Source organism: Stenotrophomonas sp. Ps181 (genome assembly GCF_025697425.1).
Classification (GTDB): domain Bacteria; phylum Pseudomonadota; class Gammaproteobacteria; order Xanthomonadales; family Xanthomonadaceae; genus Stenotrophomonas; species Stenotrophomonas sepilia.
Genome location: NZ_JAHWBI010000007.1, coordinates 55,202 through 76,526, shown reverse-complemented (window position 1 = coordinate 76,526; position 21,325 = coordinate 55,202). Strand labels below are relative to the sequence as shown.

At 68.8% G+C, this 21,325-nt stretch carries 20 protein-coding genes and 1 riboswitch; of the genes, 8 read left to right on the top strand and 12 right to left on the bottom strand.

Going from position 1 to position 21,325, the window contains the following annotated elements:
• Positions 1–14: 14 nt before the first annotated feature.
• Positions 15–653: an NAD(P)H-binding protein gene (locus tag KXV01_RS16505; RefSeq protein WP_099495396.1), complete on the bottom strand. Its 639-nt coding sequence runs from the start codon at positions 651–653 to the stop codon at positions 15–17.
• A gap of 108 nt (positions 654–761) precedes the next feature.
• Here KXV01_RS16505 and KXV01_RS16500 point away from each other — a divergent pair, with 108 nt between their 5' ends.
• The 3 genes from KXV01_RS16500 to gph all read left to right on the top strand — a co-directional run bounded on the left by KXV01_RS16500 (position 762) and on the right by gph (position 3,206).
• Positions 762–1,691 (top strand): LysR family transcriptional regulator, encoded by a 930-nt coding sequence (locus KXV01_RS16500; protein WP_049414839.1) that lies wholly within the window; start codon positions 762–764, stop codon positions 1,689–1,691.
• The gene (locus tag KXV01_RS16495) at positions 1,688–2,479 is read left to right on the top strand and encodes a class I SAM-dependent methyltransferase (protein ID WP_099486332.1); all 792 of its coding nucleotides are present in this window, start codon (positions 1,688–1,690) and stop codon (positions 2,477–2,479) included. Before KXV01_RS16500 ends, KXV01_RS16495 begins: the two co-directional genes overlap by 4 nt.
• A gap of 64 nt (positions 2,480–2,543) precedes the next feature.
• Complete coding sequence (gene gph / locus KXV01_RS16490; RefSeq protein WP_099495397.1) at positions 2,544–3,206, top strand: phosphoglycolate phosphatase; 663 nt, start codon at positions 2,544–2,546, stop codon at positions 3,204–3,206.
• A 108-nt stretch (positions 3,207–3,314) separates the two neighbouring features.
• Here the strand turns inward: gph and btuB are convergent, their stop codons facing one another.
• Positions 3,315–5,156, bottom strand: coding sequence for a TonB-dependent vitamin B12 receptor (gene btuB, locus KXV01_RS16485; RefSeq protein WP_049414833.1), 1,842 nt, complete (start codon positions 5,154–5,156; stop codon positions 3,315–3,317).
• 114 nt (positions 5,157–5,270) lie between these two features.
• Positions 5,271–5,494: riboswitch (cobalamin riboswitch) on the bottom strand.
• Positions 5,495–5,637: 143 nt separating this feature from the next.
• On the opposite strand from btuB, the gene KXV01_RS16480 reads away from it, so the two are divergent.
• Complete coding sequence (locus tag KXV01_RS16480; RefSeq protein WP_099495398.1) at positions 5,638–6,216, top strand: histidine phosphatase family protein; 579 nt, start codon at positions 5,638–5,640, stop codon at positions 6,214–6,216.
• A 91-nt stretch (positions 6,217–6,307) separates the two neighbouring features.
• On the opposite strand, the gene KXV01_RS16475 is transcribed toward KXV01_RS16480, so the two are convergent.
• Positions 6,308–6,670 carry a TfoX/Sxy family protein gene (locus KXV01_RS16475; RefSeq protein WP_099495399.1) on the bottom strand — a complete coding sequence of 121 codons (363 nt, stop codon included), beginning with the start codon at positions 6,668–6,670 and terminating at the stop codon, positions 6,308–6,310.
• On the bottom strand, positions 6,667–7,149 hold the full coding sequence (locus KXV01_RS16470; RefSeq protein ID WP_004140850.1) for a GAF domain-containing protein: 483 nt from the start codon (positions 7,147–7,149) through the stop codon (positions 6,667–6,669). Before KXV01_RS16470 ends, KXV01_RS16475 begins: the two co-directional genes overlap by 4 nt.
• A gap of 68 nt (positions 7,150–7,217) precedes the next feature.
• Between KXV01_RS16470 and bioD the strand changes: the two genes are divergently transcribed.
• Positions 7,218–7,910 (top strand): dethiobiotin synthase, encoded by a 693-nt coding sequence (bioD, locus tag KXV01_RS16465; protein WP_263467945.1) that lies wholly within the window; start codon positions 7,218–7,220, stop codon positions 7,908–7,910.
• A 64-nt stretch (positions 7,911–7,974) separates the two neighbouring features.
• On the opposite strand, the gene KXV01_RS16460 is transcribed toward bioD, so the two are convergent.
• From KXV01_RS16460 to msrB, 4 genes are all read right to left on the bottom strand, one after another.
• On the bottom strand, positions 7,975–9,423 hold the full coding sequence (locus KXV01_RS16460; RefSeq protein ID WP_263467944.1) for a PLP-dependent aminotransferase family protein: 1,449 nt from the start codon (positions 9,421–9,423) through the stop codon (positions 7,975–7,977).
• A 209-nt stretch (positions 9,424–9,632) separates the two neighbouring features.
• The gene (gene msrA / locus KXV01_RS16455) at positions 9,633–10,370 is read right to left on the bottom strand and encodes a peptide-methionine (S)-S-oxide reductase MsrA (RefSeq protein ID WP_263467943.1); all 738 of its coding nucleotides are present in this window, start codon (positions 10,368–10,370) and stop codon (positions 9,633–9,635) included.
• Between the two features lie 14 nt (positions 10,371–10,384).
• On the bottom strand, positions 10,385–12,154 hold the full coding sequence (locus KXV01_RS16450; protein WP_263467942.1) for a cytochrome c biogenesis protein DipZ: 1,770 nt from the start codon (positions 12,152–12,154) through the stop codon (positions 10,385–10,387).
• Positions 12,155–12,156: 2 nt separating this feature from the next.
• Entirely contained in the window at positions 12,157–12,729 is a 573-nt protein-coding gene (gene msrB / locus KXV01_RS16445; protein ID WP_049414827.1) for a peptide-methionine (R)-S-oxide reductase MsrB, read from the bottom strand.
• A gap of 144 nt (positions 12,730–12,873) precedes the next feature.
• Between msrB and KXV01_RS16440 the strand changes: the two genes are divergently transcribed.
• Both KXV01_RS16440 and KXV01_RS16435 read left to right on the top strand, forming a co-directional pair.
• Entirely contained in the window at positions 12,874–13,593 is a 720-nt protein-coding gene (locus KXV01_RS16440) for a response regulator transcription factor (protein ID WP_111097235.1), read from the top strand.
• Positions 13,590–15,059: a HAMP domain-containing sensor histidine kinase gene (locus KXV01_RS16435; protein WP_049414822.1), complete on the top strand. Its 1,470-nt coding sequence runs from the start codon at positions 13,590–13,592 to the stop codon at positions 15,057–15,059. Before KXV01_RS16440 ends, KXV01_RS16435 begins: the two co-directional genes overlap by 4 nt.
• On the opposite strand, the gene KXV01_RS16430 is transcribed toward KXV01_RS16435, so the two are convergent.
• Entirely contained in the window at positions 15,056–16,402 is a 1,347-nt protein-coding gene (locus KXV01_RS16430) for an ATP-binding protein (protein ID WP_049440093.1), read from the bottom strand. The two genes, KXV01_RS16435 and KXV01_RS16430, sit on opposite strands and share 4 nt — an antisense overlap.
• A complete protein-coding gene (locus tag KXV01_RS16425) occupies positions 16,399–17,088 on the bottom strand; it encodes a winged helix-turn-helix domain-containing protein (protein WP_010484092.1) in 690 nt (229 codons plus the stop codon). Before KXV01_RS16425 ends, KXV01_RS16430 begins: the two co-directional genes overlap by 4 nt.
• Before the next feature lie 349 nt (positions 17,089–17,437).
• Here KXV01_RS16425 and asnB point away from each other — a divergent pair, with 349 nt between their 5' ends.
• On the top strand, positions 17,438–19,339 hold the full coding sequence (asnB, locus tag KXV01_RS16420) for an asparagine synthase (glutamine-hydrolyzing) (protein ID WP_164283731.1): 1,902 nt from the start codon (positions 17,438–17,440) through the stop codon (positions 19,337–19,339).
• 1,044 nt (positions 19,340–20,383) lie between these two features.
• Here the strand turns inward: asnB and KXV01_RS16415 are convergent.
• Entirely contained in the window at positions 20,384–20,731 is a 348-nt protein-coding gene (locus tag KXV01_RS16415) for a phasin family protein (protein WP_049440089.1), read from the bottom strand.
• Positions 20,732–20,848: 117 nt separating this feature from the next.
• Positions 20,849–21,211, bottom strand: a complete 363-nt coding sequence (queD, locus tag KXV01_RS16410) for a 6-carboxytetrahydropterin synthase QueD (RefSeq protein ID WP_049414818.1) — start codon at positions 21,209–21,211, stop codon at positions 20,849–20,851.
• Positions 21,212–21,325 lie beyond the last annotated feature (114 nt).

Genomic DNA, 21,325 nt, shown 5'->3' with positions numbered 1-21,325 from the left:
GGGACGTGCGTGGATCAATACGCTGCGGTGATGATCTGCTTCGGGTACGCGTGCGCTTCCAGCTCGGCGACGAACGCGGCGCCGTAGTCGGCATAGCTGATGCGGCTGTGGCCGCTGGCGTCGGCCAGGAAGGCCCTGGGTTGCACGCGGTACCGGCCGCGTTCTTCGCCCGGGCCGATTTCGGCGGCTGGCGAGAAGAAGGTCCAGTCCAGGTCGTCCACTGCCTGCAGGCGATTGAAGGCTTCACGATGGGCCAGCGCGTACGGCTTGTACGCCTCCGGGAAGGTGGGGGTATCGACCAGCTGCACGCCGGGTGCGACTTCCAGGCTGCCGGCACCGCCGACCACTACCAGGCGCGGCACGCCGGCCTTGCGTGCGGCGGCCGCCAGCTGCGCGGCGACCTCGCCGACGCGGCCGATGTCATCGCCCGGGCGCGGGCCGTAGGCACTGGCGAGCACGTCGTGGCCGGCGATGGCGGCAACCAGCGCGTCCTGGTCATCCAGCGAGGCGATCACCGGATGGGCACCGGCCAGCTCGGCCGGGAGGTCCTGCGCGCTGCGCACGATGAGGGTGAGTTCGTGGCCGTGGGCCAGCGCGTGGCGGGCGATCTGGCGGCCGATGTTGCCGGTGGAACCAACGAGGGCGATCTTCATGGCAGGACTCCGTGGGGCGGTGTGGGCTGGGAATGGCGCCACTCTAGGCCGCTGCAGTCGCTCGAAAAACAGCGTATAACGCGCTTGTTTGTTGCGTGGATCGAGCATATGGACCGATTGACCGCCATGACCGTGTTCGTCGAGGTGGCCGAGCGCGGCAGCCTCACCGCCGCGGCGGAAGTGCTGGACATGTCGCGGGCGATGGTCAGCCGCTACCTGGCCGAGGTCGAGGGCTGGCTGGGTGCACGCCTGCTGCACCGGACCACACGCCGGGTCAGCCTGACCGGCCCGGGCGAGGCGGCGCTGGCGCGCTTCCGGCAGATGCTGGCGATCGGCGAAGAACTGCAGGGCGAGCTGGCCAGTGATGATCCCGAGCCGCACGGTACGCTGCGGGTGACCGCCAGCGTGTCGTTCGGGCAGAGCCACCTGGCACGGGCGGTGGCCGGTTTCGTCGCGCGCCATCCGGCGGCGCGCATCGAGCTGCTGCTGGTCGACCGCACGGTGAACCTGATCGAGGAGCGCGTGGACCTGGCCGTGCGCATCGCGCGCCAGATCGACCCCAGCCTGATCGCGCGGCGGCTGGCCACCTGCCGCTCGGTGCTGTGCGCGACGCCGTCGTACCTGCAGGCGCGTGGCACGCCGACCGCACCGGAGCACCTGGCCGCGCACAACTGCCTGACCCACCACTACGTCGGCAAGAGCCTGTGGCAGCTGCACCGGGATGGCCGTTCGCTGTCGGTGGCGGTGGGCGGCAACATCAGCGCCAACGAGGCCTCGCTGCTGCTGGAGGCGGTACGCGCCGGTGCCGGGATCGCCATGCTGCCGACCTACCAGGTGGCGCCACTGCTGCGCAGCGGCGAGCTGATCGAAGTGCTGCCCGGATTCAGTTTGGACGAGCTCGGCATTCATGCCGTGTACGCGTCACGGCGCCAGCAGCCCGCTATCATGCGGCGATTCCTGGATTACCTGGCCGAGTGTTTCGCCAGCCCGGCCTTCCAGGATCTGGATTGGCGCCCACCGGGCAAGGAGAACACATGAACCATGGACAGGCCTTGATCGAGCACAACCGTGCTGCCTGGGACCGCCAGGCCAGCGAAGTGCGCGAATGGTCGCGCCCGGTGGAAAGTTCAACCATTGCCGCCGCGCGCGAAGGCCGCTGGCAGGTGCACCTGACCCCACGCCCGCTGCCGCTGGATTGGCTGGGCGACGTGCGTGGCCGTCGCATCCTGTGCCTGGCTTCGGGCGGTGGCCAGCAGGCACCCGTGCTGGCCGCTGCGGGCGCCGACGTCACCGTGTTCGACCTGTCCGACGGGCAGCTGGAACAGGACCGCAGGGTCGCTGCGCGCGACGGCCTGCGGCTGCGCACGGTGCAGGGCGACATGCGCGACCTGCACGTATTTGCCAACGACAGCTTCGATGTGGTGTTCCATCCGATCTCCAACCTGTACGTACCCGACGTGCGCCCGGTGTGGACCGAATGCCGCCGCGTGCTGGCGCGCGATGGCATGTTGATGGCCAGCTTCTACAATCCGGTGCTGTTCGTCGGTGCGCGCGATCCGCAGCTCGATGCGCAGGGCCTGATCCGACCGCAGTACGCCATTCCCTATTCGGACCTGGAAGACCTGCCCGCCGCAGAGCGTGAGGCGAAACTCACCCGCGGCGATGCGCTGACCTTTGGCCACAGCCTGACCGAACTGATCGGCGGGCAGCTGGATGCAGGCTTCGTGATTGATCGGTTCATGGAAGACTGGCAGCCGAAGCCACGCTTCCTGATCGACCGTTACCTGCCCACGTTCCTGGCCACCCGCGCACGCAGGATCGGCTGAGGCGGATCCCGGGGCAAAAGCGCGGCGTACAATGGACGGCTCCACGTTGTACAGGCGTCGTCCCTTGTCGTATCCCTATCCGCTGGTCGTATTCGATCTCGATGGCACGCTGGTCGACAGCGCAGCTGACATCGCCGAGGCGCTGAACCGTACGCTGGAAGACATCGGCATGGCGCGCGTGCCGGAAGCCACCGTGCTCGGCTGGATCGGCGACGGTGTGCGCCGCCTGGTCGAACAGGCGGTGCACGCCGCCGGTCGTGAAGTCGACCTGGCCGAGGTGATGCCGGTGTTCATGGTGCACTACCGTGAGTGCCTGCTGCGCAGCCCGCGCCTGTTCGATGGCGTGGCCGAAGCGCTGATGCAGCTGCGTGCACGCGCTGTTCCGCTGGCGATCTGCACCAACAAGCCCGAAGCACTGGTGCCGCCGCTGCTGCAGCACCTGGGCATTGGTGATGCGTTCGCGCTGGTACTGGGCGGCGATTCACTGCCGCAGCGCAAGCCCAGCGGTGAGCCGCTGCGGCACATCGCTGCGCACTTCGGGCTGGCGGTGGATACCTGCCTGATGGTGGGTGATTCGTTGACCGACTACCGCGCCGCCGAAGATGCGGGCATGCCGATCGCGCTGGTGCGCTACGGCTATCCGCGCGGCCTGGACCTGGCCACCGCGCATGCGGTGGCGGTGATTGACGACCTGCGTGAGTTGCCGGGGTTGGCCGCGGGCCGGTAACCCGGCCGACGCAACAGGTAGTGCCGGCCGCTGGCCGGCAACCCCGAGGACGTTGCCGAGGGTCATGATGTTGCCGGCCAGCGGCCGGCACTACCATGACCGTCGCGGTCATTTCGGCTGGTAACGCACGCTCAGCTGGTACTCGCGGCCGGGCTGGTTGAACCACGCCACCGTCTCATACCTGCGGTCGAACACGTTGGCGGCACGCGCCAGCAGCGACCACGACGGCGTCAGCGCGTATTCGGCGCGCAGATCCAGCGTGCCGTACCCCCCCACCTTCACCGCGTTGGCGGCATCGTCATAGCGCTTGCCCGCGCCCTGCACGGTCAGGCCTGCGCGGAAGTCCCCGAAACGCCGATCGATGTCCAGCCGCGCGGTCTGCTGTGCACGACGCGGCAGCCAGTTGTCGAACTGGGTGCTGCCGCCGGTGCGGTTGCGTGGGTCGGTGTAGCTCAGCTGGGCGTTGATGTCGAAGCCGGCCAGCAGCACGCCACCGGTCAGTTCGGCACCGCGGATGCGCGCCTTCTCCACCTGCTGCATCTGGAAGGTCGCCGCATCGTAGGTGATCAGATCATCGATGCGGGTTTCATAGACGTCCAGGCCCCAGTGCCAGCCCTGGCCCTGCTGCGACACACCGAGGTTGGCACTCTTGGACTTCTCCGGCTTCAACGTCGGCACGCCGCTCCACGGGTCGTACAGGTCGCTGAAGGTCGGCGCCTTGAACGCGGTGCCGTAGCTGGCATTGACACGCAGGCCGTGGCCGAGCTCCATCGCCCAGCCGAGGCTGCCGGTGGCGTGGTTGCCGAACTGCTGGTTGTCGTCGTTGCGCGCGCTGGCCTGCAGCTGGTGGCGGCCGAAGCGTCCCTGGTACTGCACGAACACGCCGGTGTTGCGACGGCTGTCGACGAGGTAGCCCGCGCTGCTGCCATCCAGGTTGTCTTCGCTCCAGTCCACGCCGGTGCTCAGCAGCTGGCCTTCGGCCAAGGCGAAGTCACCCTGCAGCGAGGCACTGTCGCGGTGGGTCTGAGCGCTGCCACGGGCACCGAAGTCACCGAAGTTGTCCGACTCGTTGTCACTGCGCCCGACATTGGCGGTGAACGCCAGGCGTTCGGACGGGGTGTAGCGCACCTTGCCGGCCAGCACCTGCTGGCGGGTTTCCGAATAGTTGTAGTAGCCGTCGTAGTGGTTCTTGCCGTCGGCGCGCAGCGCACTGCCTTCCACGTTCCACTGGTCGTTGAAGGTGTAGCCGCCACGCAGGCTCTTGGACAGGTTGCGGTAGCCGTCGCGGTCGGGTTCGTCGGCGAAGCAGCCGGTGAACAGCGTTGCCGAGCCGCGGCAGGCATCGATGCCATCGGAATGCTGGTAGGCGATGTCGGCGCCGAACCAGCCGCGTTCGGTCCCGCCGCCGATCCCGCCGCTGGCTTCGCGCAAGCCGTTGCTGCCACCACCGAGCTGGAAGTGCGGAGCAAAATCGCCCTGGTTGCGGCGGGTGAAGATCTGGATCACGCCACCGATGGCGTCGGCGCCGTACAGGCTGGACTGCGGGCCGCGCACGATCTCCACGCGTTCGATCTGCGCCAACGGCAGGTCCTGGTACATGGCCAGGCCGAGGTCGGCACTGTTGATGCGCACGCCATCGACCAGCACCACCGTGTGGCCTGAGTTGGTGCCGCGCAGGAACAGCGAGCTCTGCTTGCCGAGCCCGCCGGCATTGGTCAGGTTGATGCCGGCGCGGCCGCGCAGCAGTTCCTGCAGCGAGGTGGCCTGGCTGGATTCGATCTGCGCGCGGTCGATCACCTGGGCTGGTGCGATGCTGTCCTGCAGGGCGATAGGGGTACGGGTGGCGGTGACCAGGATCTGGTCGAGCGCGGTGGTGTCTTCGGCGGCCTGGGCAAGCGCGGGCAGGGCCGCCAGCACGGCCAGGGACAAGATTCGGGACTGCAGCTTCATGGGGGACTCCAGGTGCCACGCACGCCCGCGTGGCGAAGGGGAGGAGCCGCGAAGGCAGGCACGCGCCGATGCCGCAGCGCACGCTGCGGTCATCCAGCGCCATGCCCACCGCATCGCGACCTGAGGCTTCCGGGCCGGTCTCCGGGCTTGCCGCCGGGTGGCGCGAGGCCACCGTCCAGGCGCCTTCCCATGCCTGCGGCACAGTGGCGGTGTTGCCTGGAACTGACGTGCTTACCGTTGCGGGGGCAGCGCCGGCCTGGCGTGGAATCACGCGTCACCGGCTTCCCGTTTCAACCTGCCGGCCGTGGCCGCAGGTCACCTGGAAGTGCGCGCAGTCTACGGCATCGCAGGCTGGTCCGTTGCGTCGCGCCTGCGCGGCTGCCTTTGCTGTGCCTTTAGAATGGTTGCTCGATCCCGTGGTGCCGTTGCCGATGTCCGCCCGTTCTCCGCTGTACCTGCGTCGCCCGTCCGGGACGCACGCATGATCCTCGACCTGGTCCGCCATGCCGGCAACGGTCGCGATGAGTTCCTCGATGGCCGCAGCGACCCACCGCAGCTGGCCGGCCTGCCGCAGGAGCTGGTCGAGGCCTATGCCGAGCAACGCTGGGAGCGGGTGATCAGCTCACCGCGGTTGCGCGCGCTGCACACGGCGATGGCGCTGGCCACCCCACGCGGGCTGGACGTGGAAGCGGACGAGGAATGGGAAGAACTGGATTTCGGCGATTGGGACGGGCAGTCGCTGTTCGAGCTGCCGGAGGATGCACTGGCGGCCTTCCACGCCGATCCGCATGCGTTCCCGCCGCCGAACGGCGAGAGCTGGGGTCATTTCGAGCGGCGCATCGCGCGCGCGCTGGATCGCCTGCTCGATGATGATGATCCGGTGCCGACGCTGGTGGTCAGCCATGGTGGCCCGCTGCGCATGGTGTTGTCGCAGGTCTGCGGCCTGCCGATGTCGCTGTGCTGGGCCCTGCGCATCGACCACGGCACGCGCCTGCGGGTGTGGCTGGAGCGGGGCGAAGCCGGGCTGGTGGGCGAGCTGCTGGAACTGCAGCAGCCGTAACCCACCGGTAGTGCCGGCCGCTGGCCGGCAGCCTCAGGAACGTTGCAAGGATCACGCAGTTGCCGGCCAGCGGCCGGCACTACCGGTGCAGTCAATCCGCGTCCGCATCCTCGGTCACGCTGTCTTCCGCGTCATCGTCGGCATCGAAGCGTCGCTCATGCACCGGACCCGACGCCGGGCCGGCCGCCTTCAGCGGGTGCGCGGCGATGCGTGCTTCGTAATCCTGCACCAGCGCCTCACGCTGCGGCTCGCTCAGTTCCTGCCAGTGGCAGTCCAGCAATGCGCCTTCCAGCGAGTACAGCAGGTTCAGGCTGGGCTTGAAGCCGGCCCGCTTGACCTTGACGAAGGCGCCGACCGCGCCGGTCGCGACCAGGTCCTCGCGGCTGCGCAGCCCGACCTGGCGCAGCCACGCTGCACTCTTCGGGCCGATGTTGCGCAGCTTCGGTGCGCTCATCCCAGCGCCTCGACGAACACGCGGGCGATGGCTTCCAGCCCGGCCTGATCGTCGGCGTCGAAGCGGCCGACCTTCGGGCTGTCGATATCGAACACGCCGATCAGTTCATCGCCGCGCAGCAGCGGCACCACCAGCTCCGAACGCGAGGCCGAATCGCAGGCGATGTGGCCGGGGAAGGCATCGACGTCGTCCACGCGCTGGGTCACCCGCTGGCTGGCGGCGGCACCGCACACACCCTTGTCCAGCGGGATGCGCACGCAGGCCGGCAGGCCCTGGAACGGGCCAACCACCAGTTCCTTGCCATCGTACAGGTAGAAACCCACCCAGTTCAGGTCGGGCAGGGCGTGGTAGACCAGTGCGGAGAGGTTGGCCGCGTTGGCGATGCGGTCGGACTCGGCGTAGACCAGGCCACGGGCCTGTTCCAGCAGCTGGGCGTATTGTTCCGGCTTGCTGCCGGTGAGCGAGGCATTGGCGAACATGCCTGCAGTCTAGCAAGTGCACCGGGCCGGCGATAATGCACGCACTGTTGCCCTGTTGGAGCCCATCGATGCCGTTGCCCGCTACGCTGCCGCCCGCCCTGTTCGTTACCGGCACCGATACGGAGATCGGCAAGACCGCGGCCAGCACCGCGCTGCTGCATGCGCTGCGCCGGCGCGGCCTGCGCGCGGTGGGCATGAAGCCGGTGGCCAGCGGCAGCGAGGATCTGGGGCAGGGCCTGCGCAACGAGGACGCGCTGGCGCTGCAGTCGGCCAGCTGGCCGGTGCCGGACTATGCCGACCTGAATCCCTATGCGCTGCGGCAGCCGCTGGCACCGGAGCTGGCCGCTGCCGAGGACGGCGTGCAGGTGGAGCTGGCGCCGATCGTGGCCGCGTTCGAACGCCTGCGCGCGAACGCCGATATCGTCGTGGTGGAGGGTGTTGGCGGTTGGCTGGCGCCGGTCTCGGCCACGCTGGACCAGCTCGACCTGGTGCGAGCACTGCAGTTGCCGGTGCTGCTGGTGGTGGGCATGCGGCTGGGCTGCGTCAACCATGCGCGGCTGACTGCGCAGTCGCTGCAGGCCAGCGGCGTGGACTGCCTGGGCTGGATCGGCAACCACATCGACCCGGCGATGCAACGCCAGGACGAGAACATCGCCACGCTGCAGCAGCGCCTGCCGATGCCGTGCTGGGGGCGGCTGCCGCATCTGCCGGGAGCGGATGGCGAAGCGCTGAGCGCGCACCTGCTCGACGACCTGGGGTAGTGCCGGCCGCTGGCCGGCAACCTCGATGAATCACGTCCGTGCAATTGCCGGCCAGCGGCCGGCACTACCGTGCTGCAGCCGCCAGCTCCCGCGCGATCGCACCCAGCCGTTCCACCGCGCCGATGAAGCGCGCATCCAGGGTCTGGCAGCACGACAGCCGCAGGCAGTGGCGATAGCGCGCGCCACGCGAATAGACCTGGCCGGGCATGAACACGATGCCCTCCTGCAGCGCTCGCTCGAACAGCTCGCGCGTGTCCACGCCCGGCAGTTCCAGCCACAGCAGGAATCCGCCCTGTGGTTCGGTGGCGCGGGTGCCTGCCGGGAAATGCTCGGCTACCAGCTGGCGCAGCCGTCCCACCTGTTCGCGGTACAGGCGGCGCATGCGATGCAGATGGTGCTCGTAGCTGCCGGCTTCCAGATACGCGGCCACCGCATCGCCGAGCAGCTGCGGCTCGCCGCCGGTGGACTGGAACTTCAGCAGTGCGATGCGCTCTGCGAAGCGGCCGCCATCCAGCCAGCCGATGCGGTAATCCGGCGCCAGTGTCTTTGAGAAGCCACCGACCACCATCACCCAGCCATCGCGATCGAAGGCTTTCAGCAAGGGTGCCGGCGGTTCGCAGAACTGCAGCTCGGCGTACACCGCATCCTCGATCAGGGGCAGCTGCCGTGCGTTGACCAGCTCGGCCAGGCGTTGTTTGGCGGCGGTCGGCATGGTGCAGCCGAGCGGGTTGTGCACGGTCGGCATCACCACCAGTGCGGCCAACGGCGTGTGCTCCAGCAGCGCATCCAGTGCATCCACATCCAGTCCGTGCTGCGGGTGGGTGGGCAACTCGATGGCCTGCAGGCCGAGGTTGGCCAGCAACGGATACAGGTTGAAGTAGGACGGCGCCTCGATGCCCACCGCGTCACCGGGCTGGGTGACCGCGCGCAACGCCAGCTGCAGGGCTTCCATCGCACCATGGGTCAGCAGGAGTCGCTCGGCGTGGGTGTGCAGTCCCATGCGCGGACTGCGGCGCACGATCTGCGCCAGCAGCCGGGGGGAGCCGTTGGGTCTCGCATAGGTCTCCACGGTCTGCTGGCCATGGCGCAGTACCTGCGCCGTGTGCTTGGCCAGCTGCGCGCCGGGATAGAACTGGCGACCACGTGGGCCGGCGAAGGCCAGATCGACCACACCCGGGCGGCGCTGTGCTTCCAGTACCCGGGCCATCAGCACCTGCTGCAGCGGCGCGGTGGGCGCGGACGGGGTGTCGCGCAGCGAACGCTCCGGCACCGACAGCCGCGGCGCGACTTCGAAGCCCGCCTTCGGCCGCGGAATCACCAGCCCGGCATCTTCCAGCTGGCGATAGGCCGCGATCACCGTGTTGAGGCTGAGCCTGCGCTGCGACGCCATCTGCCGCAGCGAAGGCAGGCGGCTGCCGACCGGAAGGCGACCGCCGTGGATGGCCTCGGCCAGTTCGTCGGAGAGCCGCTGGTAGCGCGGAGGGATCATCGTGGCCTGGTCATCTGTATCCATCGAACATCCCGCCATCTGGTGCTGTACCCATGATGATGGCGAGCCTACCATGTCGTCGTCGGCCGGGCCTGATCGGGGCGTGGCCGATACTTCCCAAACGCACGGCTGGATGGCCGTGCGTCTTTTTTGGGTAGTGCCGGCCGCTGGCCGGCAATCCCTGGATCCGGAACGGTGCGGTTGCCGGCCAGCGGCCGGCACTACCCAGGTCGTCAGCGCATCGGCACCAGCACCGCCTCGCGCCGGTACAGCGCTGGGAACTGCTTGGCCAGGGCCGCCAGCTTCGGTGCGTCGTAGTAGCGGATGTAGGCGGCCTGCGGGTAGTTGGTCATGTAGTTCTGGTGGTAGCTCTCGGCCGGGTAGAAGCGCTGGCCGCTGACCAGCTGGGTGACGATCGGTGCGCGGTAGCTGCCGGCCTGGCCGAGCTGGGCGATGTAGGCACGGCTGGCGGCCTGCTGGCGGGCGTCATCACTGAAGATCGCCGAGCGATACTGGCTGCCGTGGTCCGGACCCTGGCGGTTGAGCTGGGTCGGGTCGTGCGCGACCGAGAAGAACACCTGCATCAGCTGCCCATAGCTGACCTGGCGCGGGTCGTAGTCGATCTTCACCGCTTCGGCATGGCCGGTCTGGCCACCGCTGACGCGCTCATAACGCGCATTGGCCGCACTGCCACCGATATAGCCGGACACCGCATTGCTCACGCCCTTGACGTGCTGGAACACGCCCTGCACGCCCCAGAAGCAACCGCCGGCAAACACCACGCTGGCGTGGGTGGCGTCATCGCGGAACGCCGCGTCGCCGGTGGGGGCCGGCAGTGCCTGGATCTGCGCGCTGGCTTCGACCGGCGCCGCAGCCGCGCCGTGATCGACCAGCAGCACCCCGGCAATCAATGCCATGGCCAACAGGCCGGCAACACCGGCGGCGATGCCCTGTTCAAAGGAGAGTTTCATCATGTGCTCCCGGTTCAACCGAAGGTGAAGGCATAGGCCTGCACGCCTGCATCGAGGAATTCGATCTCGAAGCGATGCGGGCTGACCGTGCCGCGCTGGCGTACCAGCTGGTACAGGCGATGCTCGTCGACCACGCCACTGCCATCGGCGCCGACATCACTGCCGGCATCGGTGGCGGGAAGTGGCTTGCCGTCCAACCAGACGCGGAAGCGCACCGGCGAGCCGTCGCGGGTGGGCGCCAGCACCAGGTGCAGGTCGCGCGCATGGAACTGGAACGCAATGCGGCCACCGGCCTGCTGCAGCTGTGCGGCTTCATCGGTGACGGTCCAGCGCCCCGACAGTCCCCATTGGTTCAGCGCCAGAGTCGCCGGCAAGGAGTAGTCGAACGCGGCATCACTGCGCTGCCCGCCGGGCGAGGCGAACTGCTCGGCGCGGGCGTGGCCCAGATAGGTTTCCGGCGAACGCAGGTTGCCCATGTCGGCCTGCACGGCCACGCCCTTCAGCTCGGCGGCAGCGGGATCGGCCGGCGGCGGCAGATTCGTCTGGCCGGCTTCGGTCAGCAGGCGACGGATCATCTGTTCCGAGCGCGCATAATTGCCCTCGCCGAACTGGTGGCCGCGGATGTTGCCCTGCGCATCAACGAAGTACTGCGCCGGCCAGTAGCGGTTGTTGAACGCGCGCCAGATCGTGTACTGGTTGTCGAGCGCCACCGGGTACTCGACCTTCAGCTGTTGCACCGCCTTCATCACGTTGCGCGGGTCACGCTCGAAGGCGAACTCCGGTGTGTGCACGCCGACCACCACCAAGCCGTGGTCGCGGTAGCGGCGCTCCCATTCGTGCACGAACGGCATCGCGCGCAGGCAGTTGATGCAGGAGTAGGTCCAGAAATCGATCAGCACGACCTTGCCGCGCAGCTGCTGGGCTGCCAGCGGGGGACTGTTGAGCCAGCCGGTGGCCCCGTCCAGCGCGGGCAGGGTGCCTTCCACCGGCAGCGGTGCATCGGCAGCGGCGTTGGCACCGGCCATCATCATCATCGGCGGTGCCGCCGGCTGCGCGCCGGGTACCGCATCCAGCAGGCCCTGCTCGATACGCGCGGTGCTGACCGTGGAAAGACGGGTCAGCAGGCCGGTATCCCAGCCCAGGCCGATCGCCACCACCGCCAGCAGGGCGGCCACGCCCAGCCCCTTGCGCAGCACATCGCCGAGGCCAAGCCGCGCCTGCAGCGCACGGAACACGCGGCCACCCACCCACACCGCCAGCGCCAGCGCAGTGACCGCGCCCAGCGCATACGCCAGCAGCAGGGTGCTGGTCCCCACGCTGGCACCATGCAGGGCGGCACCGGTCAACACCAGGCCGAGGATCGGACCTGCACACGGTGCCCACAGCAGGCCGGTGGCGATGCCGATCAGCAGCGAGGTCCACGCGCCGCCGCGCCCAGCGGCATCAGCGGCATCGGCGCGCGCGCTCAGACGGGCACCCACGCGCTGGAACGGCGCCAGCAGATGGTCGGCCAGTCGCGGCCACAGCAGGGCGACCGCGAACAGCGCCATCAGCAGCAGGGCGATCCAGCGTCCGACCTGGTTGGCCTGCGCCACCCACTGGCTGCCCACCGCGGCCAGGCTGGCAACCACGGTGAAGGTGAGCGCCATGCCCAGCAGCAGCGGCAGCGTGCTGCGCAGGAACGGACGGTCGGCACGCGCGAACACGAACGGCAGCACCGGCAGGATGCACGGGCTGAGCAGGGTCAGCGCGCCCCCCAGGTAGGCAAGCAGCAACAGCAGCATGGTCAGGCTCCGGAAACAGAAGAAGAACCGACCGGCACCCGCCAGCCGTCGGCGGTGCCATCCGTGGCGCCGGGAACGAACACCATCGCCGCACCGTTCATGCAGTAGCGCAGCCCGGTCGGGCGCGGGCCGTCGTTGAACACGTGGCCGAGGTGGCCACCGCAGCGGCGGCAGTGCACCTCCACCCGCAGCATCCCGAAGGTCACGTCGCGGTCTTCGCCGATGGCGTTGTGCAGCGGTGCCCAGAAGCTGGGCCAGCCGGTGCCGCTCTCGAATTTGGTGGACGAGGAGAACAGCGGCAGCGCGCAGCCGGCGCAGGCGAAGGTGCCCTGCCGGTGTTCCTTGTTGAGCGGGCTGCTGTAGGGGCGCTCGGTCGCCTGCTGGCGCAGCACCGCGTACTGCGCCGGGGTCAGGCGTTGGCGCCACTCGGCATCGCTGTGCATGACCTCGAACTGTCGCGACGGACGCGCTTCGGCGGCGGCCGGGGCGGCGCGGCTGCAGGCCCCCAGGCCGAGCAGGCCGGCGGCGGTGGCAACACCGCCCAGGCCCAGCAGATGGCGGCGGGAGAGGGACATGGCGGACTCCGGGAAGGGGCGACGGGGCCATGCTGCGCCCGCCCGGGTCAACGAATCCTCACGCAGGATTCAATTTTTCGTGAGGTATCGGCGGCCGTCCCGCGCCACAATGCAGCCAGCCCCCCCGCTGGCCCCGAGTTGCCGATGTCGACCAAACGCGTGCTGATCGTTGAAGACGATGCCCACATCGCCGACCTGCTGCGCATGCACCTGGGCGATGAGGGCTACGACGTCGCCCATGCTGCCAGCGGCGATGCCGGCCTGCGCCTGCTCGAGCAGGAAGGTCCCTGGGATGCGCTGGTGCTGGACGTGATGCTGCCCGGCGTGGATGGCCTGCAGGTCTGCCAGCGTGCACGCGCGATGGCGCGTTACGTGCCGATCATCATCATCAGTGCGCGCGGCAGCGAAACGCAGCGCATCGTCGGCCTGGAGCTGGGCGCGGACGATTACCTGGCAAAACCCTTTTCGATGCCGGAACTGGTGGCACGCGTGCGCGCGCTGCTGCGCCGCGCCGAGGCGATGGCACAGAGCGCGCGCATCGATGCGGGTGCGATCGAGCTGGGCGGGTTACAGCTGGACCCGGTCGCGCGCACCGCCTCGGTGGATGGCAAGCCATTGGAGCTGACCCCGCGCGAGTTCGACCTGCTGCTGTTCTTCGCACGTCACCCGGACCAGGTGTTCGCGCGCATGGAACTGCTCAACCAGGTCTGGGGCTACCAGCACGATGGCTACGAGCACACGGTCAACACCCACATCAACCGCCTGCGCAGCAAGATCGAACCCGACCCGGCCAACCCACGGCGGTTGCTGACGGTGTGGGGCCGCGGCTACAAGCTGGTCGACCCGGCCGGGGCGGCGGCATGATCAAGCCGAACCTGTGGCAGAAGCTGGCGGTGGTGACCGCCGCGCTGATGCTGATGTGCTGCATGGCGCTGCTGGCACTGCAGATGCGTGCCAACACCCGCCACGAGCAGGAAGTCGTGCAGCGGCTGTCGCTGGGCCTGGCCGAACACATTGCCCAGCGCAGCGAACTGATGGACACCAGCGGCATGCGCGATGCCGCGGTGCGCGCGCTGTTCGGCCAGCTGATGGCGGTCAACCCCAGCGTCGAGGTGTACCTGCTGGACGACCAGGGTCGCATCCTCGGCCACGATGCACCCAGTGGGCACCTGGTGCGAAACCGGGTGGACGTGGCGCCGCTGCGCCGCCTGCTGGCCGGTGCGCCGTTGCCGATCCTCGGCGATGACCCGCGCAGCGCGAATGGCCGCAAGGTGTTCAGCGCGGCACCATTGATCGTGCAGGGCCGGCCGGCGGGCTATGTGTACGTGGTGCTGGTCGGCGAGCATCGGCAAATGCTGGCCGACGATCTTGCCGCCGGCAGCCAGTGGAACACCACGCTGTGGTCGGTGGTGCTGGTCGGTGGCCTCGGCCTGCTGGCCGGGCTGGTGGCGTTCTACTGGGTGACCCGTCCGCTGCGGCGGCTGACCCGGCGCATCCAGGCCTTCGACATCGACGCACCCACGCCGTTGCCGCCGCCGGCGCCGCTGCGCCCCGGTGAGCGCGACGAGCTGGTGATCCTCGAACACGCGCACGCGCAGATGGCGCAGCGGCTGGGCGAGCAGTGGCAGCAGCTGCGCCAGCAGGACCTGCAGCGCCGCGAACTGGTCGCCAACATCTCGCACGACCTGCGCACGCCGCTGTCGTCGCTGCATGGCTACCTGGAAACGCTGGCACTGAAGGACGCTACGCTGTCGCCGGACGAGCGCCGCCGCTATCTCGGCATTGCGCTGGCACAGAGCGCCAAGGTCGGCCGGCTGGCGCGCGCGCTGTTCGAACTGGCGCGGCTGGAGCATGGCGAAGTGCGGTTGGAGTGGGAGGTGTTCGCACTACCGGAGCTGCTGCAGGACGTGCTGCAGAAGTTCGAACTGGCGGCACAGGCGCGTGGCCAGCAGCTGCACGCGGCCTTCCCCCCCGGCCTGCCGCTGGTCCGCGCCGACCTGGGCCTGGTCGAACGGGTGTTGACCAACCTGCTCGACAACGCGCTGCGGCATGCACCCGACGGTGGACAGATCGAGGTGCGCCTGCGCGCGACCTCCGACAGCGTGGAGGTCAGCGTGGCCGATGACGGCCCCGGGGTGGCGCCGGCGTTGCGCACCCAGCTGTTCCAGGCACCGGCCGCGCTGGGCGCGCGGCGCGGCGAGAACGGCGGATTGGGCCTGTTGATCGTGCAGCGCATCGTGCAGCTGCATGGCCGCCGCATCGAACTGCGCGACAGCGAGCGTGGTGCGCTGTTCGTGTTTGCCTTGCCGCGTGCGGAACCGGCGGCCTAGCAGGCCGCTTCGCATTCGACGATGCCGCCGTTTTCCAGCGGCAGGTGCAGGCGGATGCAGGCACCGCCCAGCGCCGAATCGGTCACTTCGACGTGGCCGCCATGCTTGTCGGCCACCACCTGCACCAGCGCCAGGCCGAGGCCGAAGCCGGGACTGCCCGGGTCCAGCCGGACGTAGGGCTGCAGTACCTGGCCGCGCAGTTCGGGTGCGATGCCGGGGCCGTCGTCCTCCACCTGCAGGCACAGCCAGCCGTCATTGACCGTGCTGGCGATGCGGATCTGCCGGCGCGCGTAACGCAGTGCATTGCCGAGCAGGTTGCGCAGTGCCAGCTCCAGCATGTGCCGGTTGACGTTGACCAGGCCCACCGGCGACAGCGCCTGCTGCACCGGCATCGGCAGCGGTGCGAACTGGGCGACCACGCCGCGCACCAGTGCCGCCAGCTGCAGGCGCTGCCGGGTCAGCTGATGGCAGCGGCCCAGTGCGGCGTACTCGACGCCTGCATCGGTCAGGTGCTGCAGCCGATCGACGTCGGTGCGCAGCCCGCCCAGTGCATCGCGCTGCCCATCATCGAGCGCGGTGTCCTCCAGGTCGGCCAGGCCGAAACGCATCCGCGCCAATGGCGTGCGCACTTCGTGCGCCACCGCCTGCGCCAGCACACGCTGGCTTTCCAGCAGCTGCTGCAGCTGCTCGGCCATGTGGTTGAAGGCATTGGCCAGCGGCCGCACCAGTGCGGTGCCGGCGCGCGGCGCACGCGTGTCCAGCTGGCCGTCGCGCATGCGCCGCGCCGCCTGGGCCAGCTGCGAGACGTCGCGCCACAGCCGGTACACCATCACGTACATCGGCAGTGCCACCGCCACCATCAGGATCAGCAGCAGGATCGCCACGCCGGACACTTCGCTGTCCTGCCAGCCCTCGTCCGGCAGCGCTTCGTCCAGCGGCCCCAGCATCACCGCGTAGTCGCTGTCGCCGATCCGCTGCAGGCTGCGCATGTGCTCCAGGTCGATCTGTACGCGGCCGTTGTTGAACGGCGGGCGCTGGCTGGCCGGCAGCGCCTTCACCGCCTCGGCCAGCGGCACCATGCGCAGCGCGTAGGCGAAATCGGCGTCGAGTTCGCGCGCCAGTGCCGGCCACTGCTCGCGCGGGGTTTCGGCGAAGCGATGCTGCAGCAGCGCATGGGTGCCGCGCATCTCGGCCTGCAGTCCGGCTTCGGTGCGGTCTTCCAGCAGGGCGTCCCAGGCCCACAGGCCCAGCACGATCAACAACAGGTGGGCGACCAGGAAGCCGATCCCGTAGCGCAGGAAGTGGAAGGCGTGGCCGCGCATCGCCGAGGGCGTGCGCTTCATCCCCATGCCGAGCGGCTGAACAGGTAGCCGCGGCCACGCACGGTCTTGATCCGTTCCGGCTGCTCGGGGTTGTCGCCCAGTTTGCGGCGCAGGCGCGAGATGCGGGCATCGATCGAACGGTCCAGGCCGTCGAAGGCGATCCCGCGCAGGCCGCGCAGCAGCGCGTCGCGGTCCAGGATCTGGCCGGCGTTGCTGGCCAGCAGGAACAGCAGGTCGAACTCGGCCGTGGTCAGCTCCAGCAGGCCGCCCTGCAGGTGCACGTTGCGGGTGGACGGGTCGATGTTCAGCTCGCCGAAGCGCAGGCTGCCGTCGCGCGGTTCGACCCGGCGGTGGCGGCGCAGGTGGGCGCGCAGCCGCGCCAGCAGCACCCGCGGTTCGATCGGTTTGCCGATGTAGTCGTCGGCCCCCAGCTCAAGTCCCAGAACCTGGTCGATGTTGTCGGTGCGGGCGGTCAGCACGCAGATGATGCCGTCATAGTGGGGCCGGATCTGCCGACACACTTCGAAACCATCCTGGTCGGGCAGGCCGACATCGAGCAGCACCAGGGCTGGCTTCTCGGCCAGGATGCGGGCCACTGCGCGCTCGCCGCTACGCTCGTGGGCCACCTGGTAGCCATGCCGTTGCAGGTAGTCACTGACCATCGTTCCCAGGCGGGCATCGTCTTCGACCAGTACGATATCCAGCATTTCCAAGGCCTCCGTGGACGCAAACGTACCGCCACGGCACGAGCGCGGCGATGCTATCCCAGCCTGCGGGCCGACCGGGTACAGCGGGTGGGCGCCATTCAGCCGGGGTTGCTGGCGCTGGGGCCGCGCTTCAGGCCTGGCAACAGCTTGGCGTTGAGCATAGCCCGAGGCTGTTACAAAGCGTTACCTTCGTGATACGGCGGGTGACGATCGCTGACAGCAAAGCGACTGACGCCGCGCGGCCCGGCGCCGAGCATGGAGTCTCCTCCGCTCCGCGTGCCGTCCCCATGTCGCCCGCCGCCTCTTGCCTGCTGAACCCGTCCCGCCGCCGCCAGTGCGGAGGCTCCCGATGAGCGGCGTGGTCGGGGCCTGGTTGCCGCCCGCCGAGGACGAGCAGCTGCTGCAGCAGCTGGCACCGATGCTGCGGGCGCTGCAGCAGCGTGGGCGTGGCCGCATCGGCTACTGGACCGACGCCGAGGCCGGCCTCGCGCTGGGCCACTGCCGGGCGCCGACCGATACGCCGTTGCAGCCGCTGAGCTCGGGCTGCGGTCGCTACGTGCTGTGCCTGGACGGCCGCCTGTACAACCGCGCTGACCTGCAGGCGCAGTTGCGCGATCTGCCACGCAGCTGCAGCGATGCACGGCTGCTGCTGCAGGCGATCGTCGAATGGGGCGTGCAGCGGGCGCTGGCGCGTATCGAGGGCGCCTTTGGCTTCAGCGTCTGGGACCGCGAGTCGCGCGTGCTGTGGCTGGCCCGCGACCCGGTGGGCGAGCGGCCGCTGTATTACGGCTGGTACCAGGGCCAGTTCCTGTTCGCCTCGGAGTTGAAGGCGCTGCAGGCCTTCGCCGGGTTCGCACCGAGCATCGACCAGGATGCGCTGAGCCTGCTGCTGCGCCACGACTATGTGCCGGCGCCGCACACCATCTACCGCGGCATCCACAAGCTGATGGCGGGCGCGATGCTGCGCATCGATCTCAGCGACCATGCCGCGGGTTGCTCCAGCCAGGCCGCGCAGGGGGGCGCGCGTTACTGGTGCGCACGCGAAGCGATGCAGAGTGCACTGCAGGAGCCGCAGCAACCGGCGCCGAGTCTGGAACAGGCCACCGACCAGCTTGAGGCGGTACTTCAGAAAGCCATCGCTTCACGCATGCACTCGCCGCTGGCCTGTGGCGCGTTCCTGTCCGGTGGCACCGACTCCTCGCTGGTGACGGCGATGATGCAGGCCCAATCCACCCTGCCGATCGAAGCATGGACGGTCGGCTTCGACGATCCGGGACATGACGAGAGCGACTGGGCGTCGCAGGTCGCGCGTCACCTGGGGGTGCAGCACCACCTGCACCGCATGGATGCGCGCCAGGGCCTGGACCTGCTGCAGCGCCTGCCGCAGGTCTGGTGCGAGCCTTTCGCCGACGCCTCGCAGCTGCCGACGCTGCTGGCCAGTGAACTGCTGGGGGCGCGCAAGCCGGTGGCACTGACCGGTGACGGTGGCGATGAACTGTTCTTCGGCCACCCCAGCTATGGCCGCGCGCTGCGCAATGCGCGCCTGTGCGGTGGCTTGCCGGACTGGGTACGCGACCTGGCGCGGCGCAGCGGCAATCGCTTGAACGCCGAGCGTGGTCGCCTGGGTGGATGGCGTGCATTGGTGGCCGAGGTTGCTGCCAACGATGTGGAAGGCCACTACCTGCAGCGGGTGACCCGCTGGCGGCAGCCGGCGCAGGTGGTGCTGGGCGCGCGTGAACCGGTGACGATCTTCCAGCAGCAGGACTCGGCGCTGCCGGCCGAGGCGCGCATCCAGCTGCTGGATTTCCGCATGGACCTGGCCGAGGGCATCCTCGCCAAGGTTGACCGCGCGGGCATGGCGGCGGGCGTTGAAACCCGCGCGCCACTGCTGGACATGGAGGTGGTGCGACTGGCCTGGCGCCTGCCGCAGCACCTGAAGTACCACGATGGCGAACACAAACTGATTCTGAAGCACCTGTTGGCACGCTACCTGCCCGAGCCGCTGGTGTACCGTCCCAAGCGCGGCTTTGGCCCGCCGATGGCGCGCTGGCTGGCCGGTCCGTTGCGCGATTGGGCGGAGGCGCTGCTGGACCCGCAGCTGCTGCGCAACCAGGGCTGCTTCGACGCGGCACGGGTGCGCGGCATCTGGGAAGCGTTCGTGCGCGGCGAGCGCAAGTGGCACACGCACCTGTGGAACGTGTTGATGTTCCAGGCGTGGCACCAGCACTGGCACGGTAATCACGGGCGCTGAGGTTACTTCGCGGCGTGTTCTGCGTGGCGCAGGGCGGAAGCCCTTGCGTACGAATGTCCTCCGGCGCCGGCCGTTGGCCGTCACCTCCCCCTTTACTTCGTACGCAAGGGCCTCCGCCCTGCGTTCGGAGTTCGTCGGCGCTTCCTTGAAAGGCGGCTGCGCGTGCTGCGCTCTCCTCACCGCACACCGAGCCTCGTCGGGGCCCTTCAGCCGCAGAGACGTCGGATGAAGACACGCGTGTCGCGGATTCATTCAGCGCGGCGCCGGGCGGAGGCCCTTGCGTACGAATGTCCTCCGGCGCCGGCCGTTGGCCGTCACCTCCCCCTTTACTTCGTACGCAAGGCCCTCCGCCCTGCGTTCGGAGTTCGTCGGCGCTTCCTTGAAAGGCGGCTGCGCGTGCTGCGCTCTCCTCACCGCACGCCGAGCCTCGTCGGGGCCCTTCAGCCGCAGAGACGTCGGATGAAGACACGCGTGTCGCGGATTCATTCAGCGCGGCGCCGGGCGGATGCCCTTGCGTACGAATGTCCTCCGGCGCCGGCCGTTGGCCGTCACCTCCCCCTTTACTTCGTACGCAAGGGCATCCGCCCGGCGTTCGGAGTTCGTCGGCGCTTCCTTGAAAGGCGGCCGCGCGTGCTGCGCTCTCCTCACCGCACGCCGAGCCTCGTCGGGGCCCTTCAGCCGCAGAGACGTCGGATGAAGACACGCGTGTCGCGGATTCATTCAGCGCGGCGCAGGGCGGATGCCCTTGCGTACGAATGTCCTCCGGCGCCGGCCGTTGGCCGTCACCTCCCCCTTTACTTCGTACGCAAGGGCCTCCGCCCTGCGTTCGGAGTTCGTCGGCGCTTCCTTGAATGGCGGCCGCGCGTGCTGCGCTCTCCTCACCGCACACCGAGCCTCGTCGGGGCCCTTCAGCCGGCCGAGACGTCGGGCGAAGACTCACTTCGATACCCAAACGCCAGGCAAAAAAAGACCCGGCAGAGGGAGGGATCTGCCGGGTCCGGATTGCGTGGGGGGAGGGACCCACGCAATGAGCGTTGCGTCGCGTCAGTGGTTGCTCGCGTCCGCCGTTGATTCGTTGTAGCCCTGCACCAGTTCGGACCACGCTTTGCTGGCCTGCAGGCCAAGACCGACCACATCCTGCTGGGCCCGGCCCAGCCGCTGCAGGTTGTCCTGCCACAGCTGTGCGCCCTTGTTGAGCATCCCGGCCGCGTCGTCGCTGCGGGCCAGTTCACCCAGCCAGCCGCCGGTCGCGGTCAGGTTGCGCTCCATCGCCTTCAACTGCACGCCGAACATGCTTTCCGCGTTCTCCAACGCCAACCGGTTCGCACGCGTTGCCGCGGCGGCGAGCTGGCGGGTGGCATCACTGAAGCGATCGCTGAAGGCGGCGGCCATGGGGGCATCAGGGAGTGGCTTGATGCAATGCAGCATACGCCCTTGATGCGGCAATGCAACAAAAATAACAAAGGCGCTCAGGGCGCCTTTGAAAAAGCTTTAAGATCAATGGGTTGATCAGGACGTCGGACCGCGGTAGCGGCAGCCGGAGGTGCAGGTTTCGTGCACGGTGATCTCGCTCAGCGCCGGCAGGCTGGGCTTGAGTTCATTCCAGATCCACACCGCCAGGTTCTCGCTGGTCGGGTTCTCCAGGCCGGGGATGTCGTTGAGGTAGTGATGGTCCAGGCGGTCATAGATCGGCTGGAAAGCCGCCTTCACGTCGCCGAAGTCCATGATCCAGCCAGTCTGCGCGCCGGGCTCGCCCTCGACCTTCAGTTCCACCCGGAACGAGTGGCCGTGCAGGCGCGCGCACTTGTGCCCCGGCGGCACGTTGGGAAGGCGGTGCGCCGCCTCGAGCATGAAGACTTTGAAGATTTCCATGGCGCAATTGTACGCCGCAGGCGGCCCGGCAGCCTGAGCGGACGTTGGTCTTCCGTGAAGTTACTCTTTCCATCCGGATGAAGAGATGATAGTTTCTCTTATATCCGTATGAAG

What these genes read in the sequence shown, in the direction of transcription:
- btuB (WP_049414833.1), bottom strand. Translation starts at nt 5,156, where the DNA reads ATGAAGCTGCAGTCCCGAATCTTGTCCCTGGCCGTGCTGGCGGCCCTG.
- KXV01_RS16425 (WP_010484092.1), bottom strand. Translation starts at nt 17,088, where the DNA reads ATGCTGGATATCGTACTGGTCGAAGACGATGCCCGCCTGGGAACGATG.
- asnB (WP_164283731.1), top strand. Translation starts at nt 17,438, where the DNA reads ATGAGCGGCGTGGTCGGGGCCTGGTTGCCGCCCGCCGAGGACGAGCAG.
- KXV01_RS16500 (WP_049414839.1), top strand. Translation starts at nt 762, where the DNA reads ATGGACCGATTGACCGCCATGACCGTGTTCGTCGAGGTGGCCGAGCGC.
- KXV01_RS16435 (WP_049414822.1), top strand. Translation starts at nt 13,590, where the DNA reads ATGATCAAGCCGAACCTGTGGCAGAAGCTGGCGGTGGTGACCGCCGCG.
- KXV01_RS16440 (WP_111097235.1), top strand. Translation starts at nt 12,874, where the DNA reads ATGTCGACCAAACGCGTGCTGATCGTTGAAGACGATGCCCACATCGCC.
- KXV01_RS16495 (WP_099486332.1), top strand. Translation starts at nt 1,688, where the DNA reads ATGAACCATGGACAGGCCTTGATCGAGCACAACCGTGCTGCCTGGGAC.
- KXV01_RS16450 (WP_263467942.1), bottom strand. Translation starts at nt 12,154, where the DNA reads ATGCTGCTGTTGCTGCTTGCCTACCTGGGGGGCGCGCTGACCCTGCTC.
- KXV01_RS16480 (WP_099495398.1), top strand. Translation starts at nt 5,638, where the DNA reads ATGATCCTCGACCTGGTCCGCCATGCCGGCAACGGTCGCGATGAGTTC.
- KXV01_RS16460 (WP_263467944.1), bottom strand. Translation starts at nt 9,423, where the DNA reads ATGGATACAGATGACCAGGCCACGATGATCCCTCCGCGCTACCAGCGG.
- KXV01_RS16475 (WP_099495399.1), bottom strand. Translation starts at nt 6,670, where the DNA reads ATGAGCGCACCGAAGCTGCGCAACATCGGCCCGAAGAGTGCAGCGTGG.
- KXV01_RS16415 (WP_049440089.1), bottom strand. Translation starts at nt 20,731, where the DNA reads ATGGCCGCCGCCTTCAGCGATCGCTTCAGTGATGCCACCCGCCAGCTC.
- queD (WP_049414818.1), bottom strand. Translation starts at nt 21,211, where the DNA reads ATGGAAATCTTCAAAGTCTTCATGCTCGAGGCGGCGCACCGCCTTCCC.
- msrA (WP_263467943.1), bottom strand. Translation starts at nt 10,370, where the DNA reads ATGAAACTCTCCTTTGAACAGGGCATCGCCGCCGGTGTTGCCGGCCTG.
- KXV01_RS16470 (WP_004140850.1), bottom strand. Translation starts at nt 7,149, where the DNA reads ATGTTCGCCAATGCCTCGCTCACCGGCAGCAAGCCGGAACAATACGCC.
- bioD (WP_263467945.1), top strand. Translation starts at nt 7,218, where the DNA reads ATGCCGTTGCCCGCTACGCTGCCGCCCGCCCTGTTCGTTACCGGCACC.
- KXV01_RS16505 (WP_099495396.1), bottom strand. Translation starts at nt 653, where the DNA reads ATGAAGATCGCCCTCGTTGGTTCCACCGGCAACATCGGCCGCCAGATC.
- KXV01_RS16430 (WP_049440093.1), bottom strand. Translation starts at nt 16,402, where the DNA reads ATGAAGCGCACGCCCTCGGCGATGCGCGGCCACGCCTTCCACTTCCTG.
- msrB (WP_049414827.1), bottom strand. Translation starts at nt 12,729, where the DNA reads ATGTCCCTCTCCCGCCGCCATCTGCTGGGCCTGGGCGGTGTTGCCACC.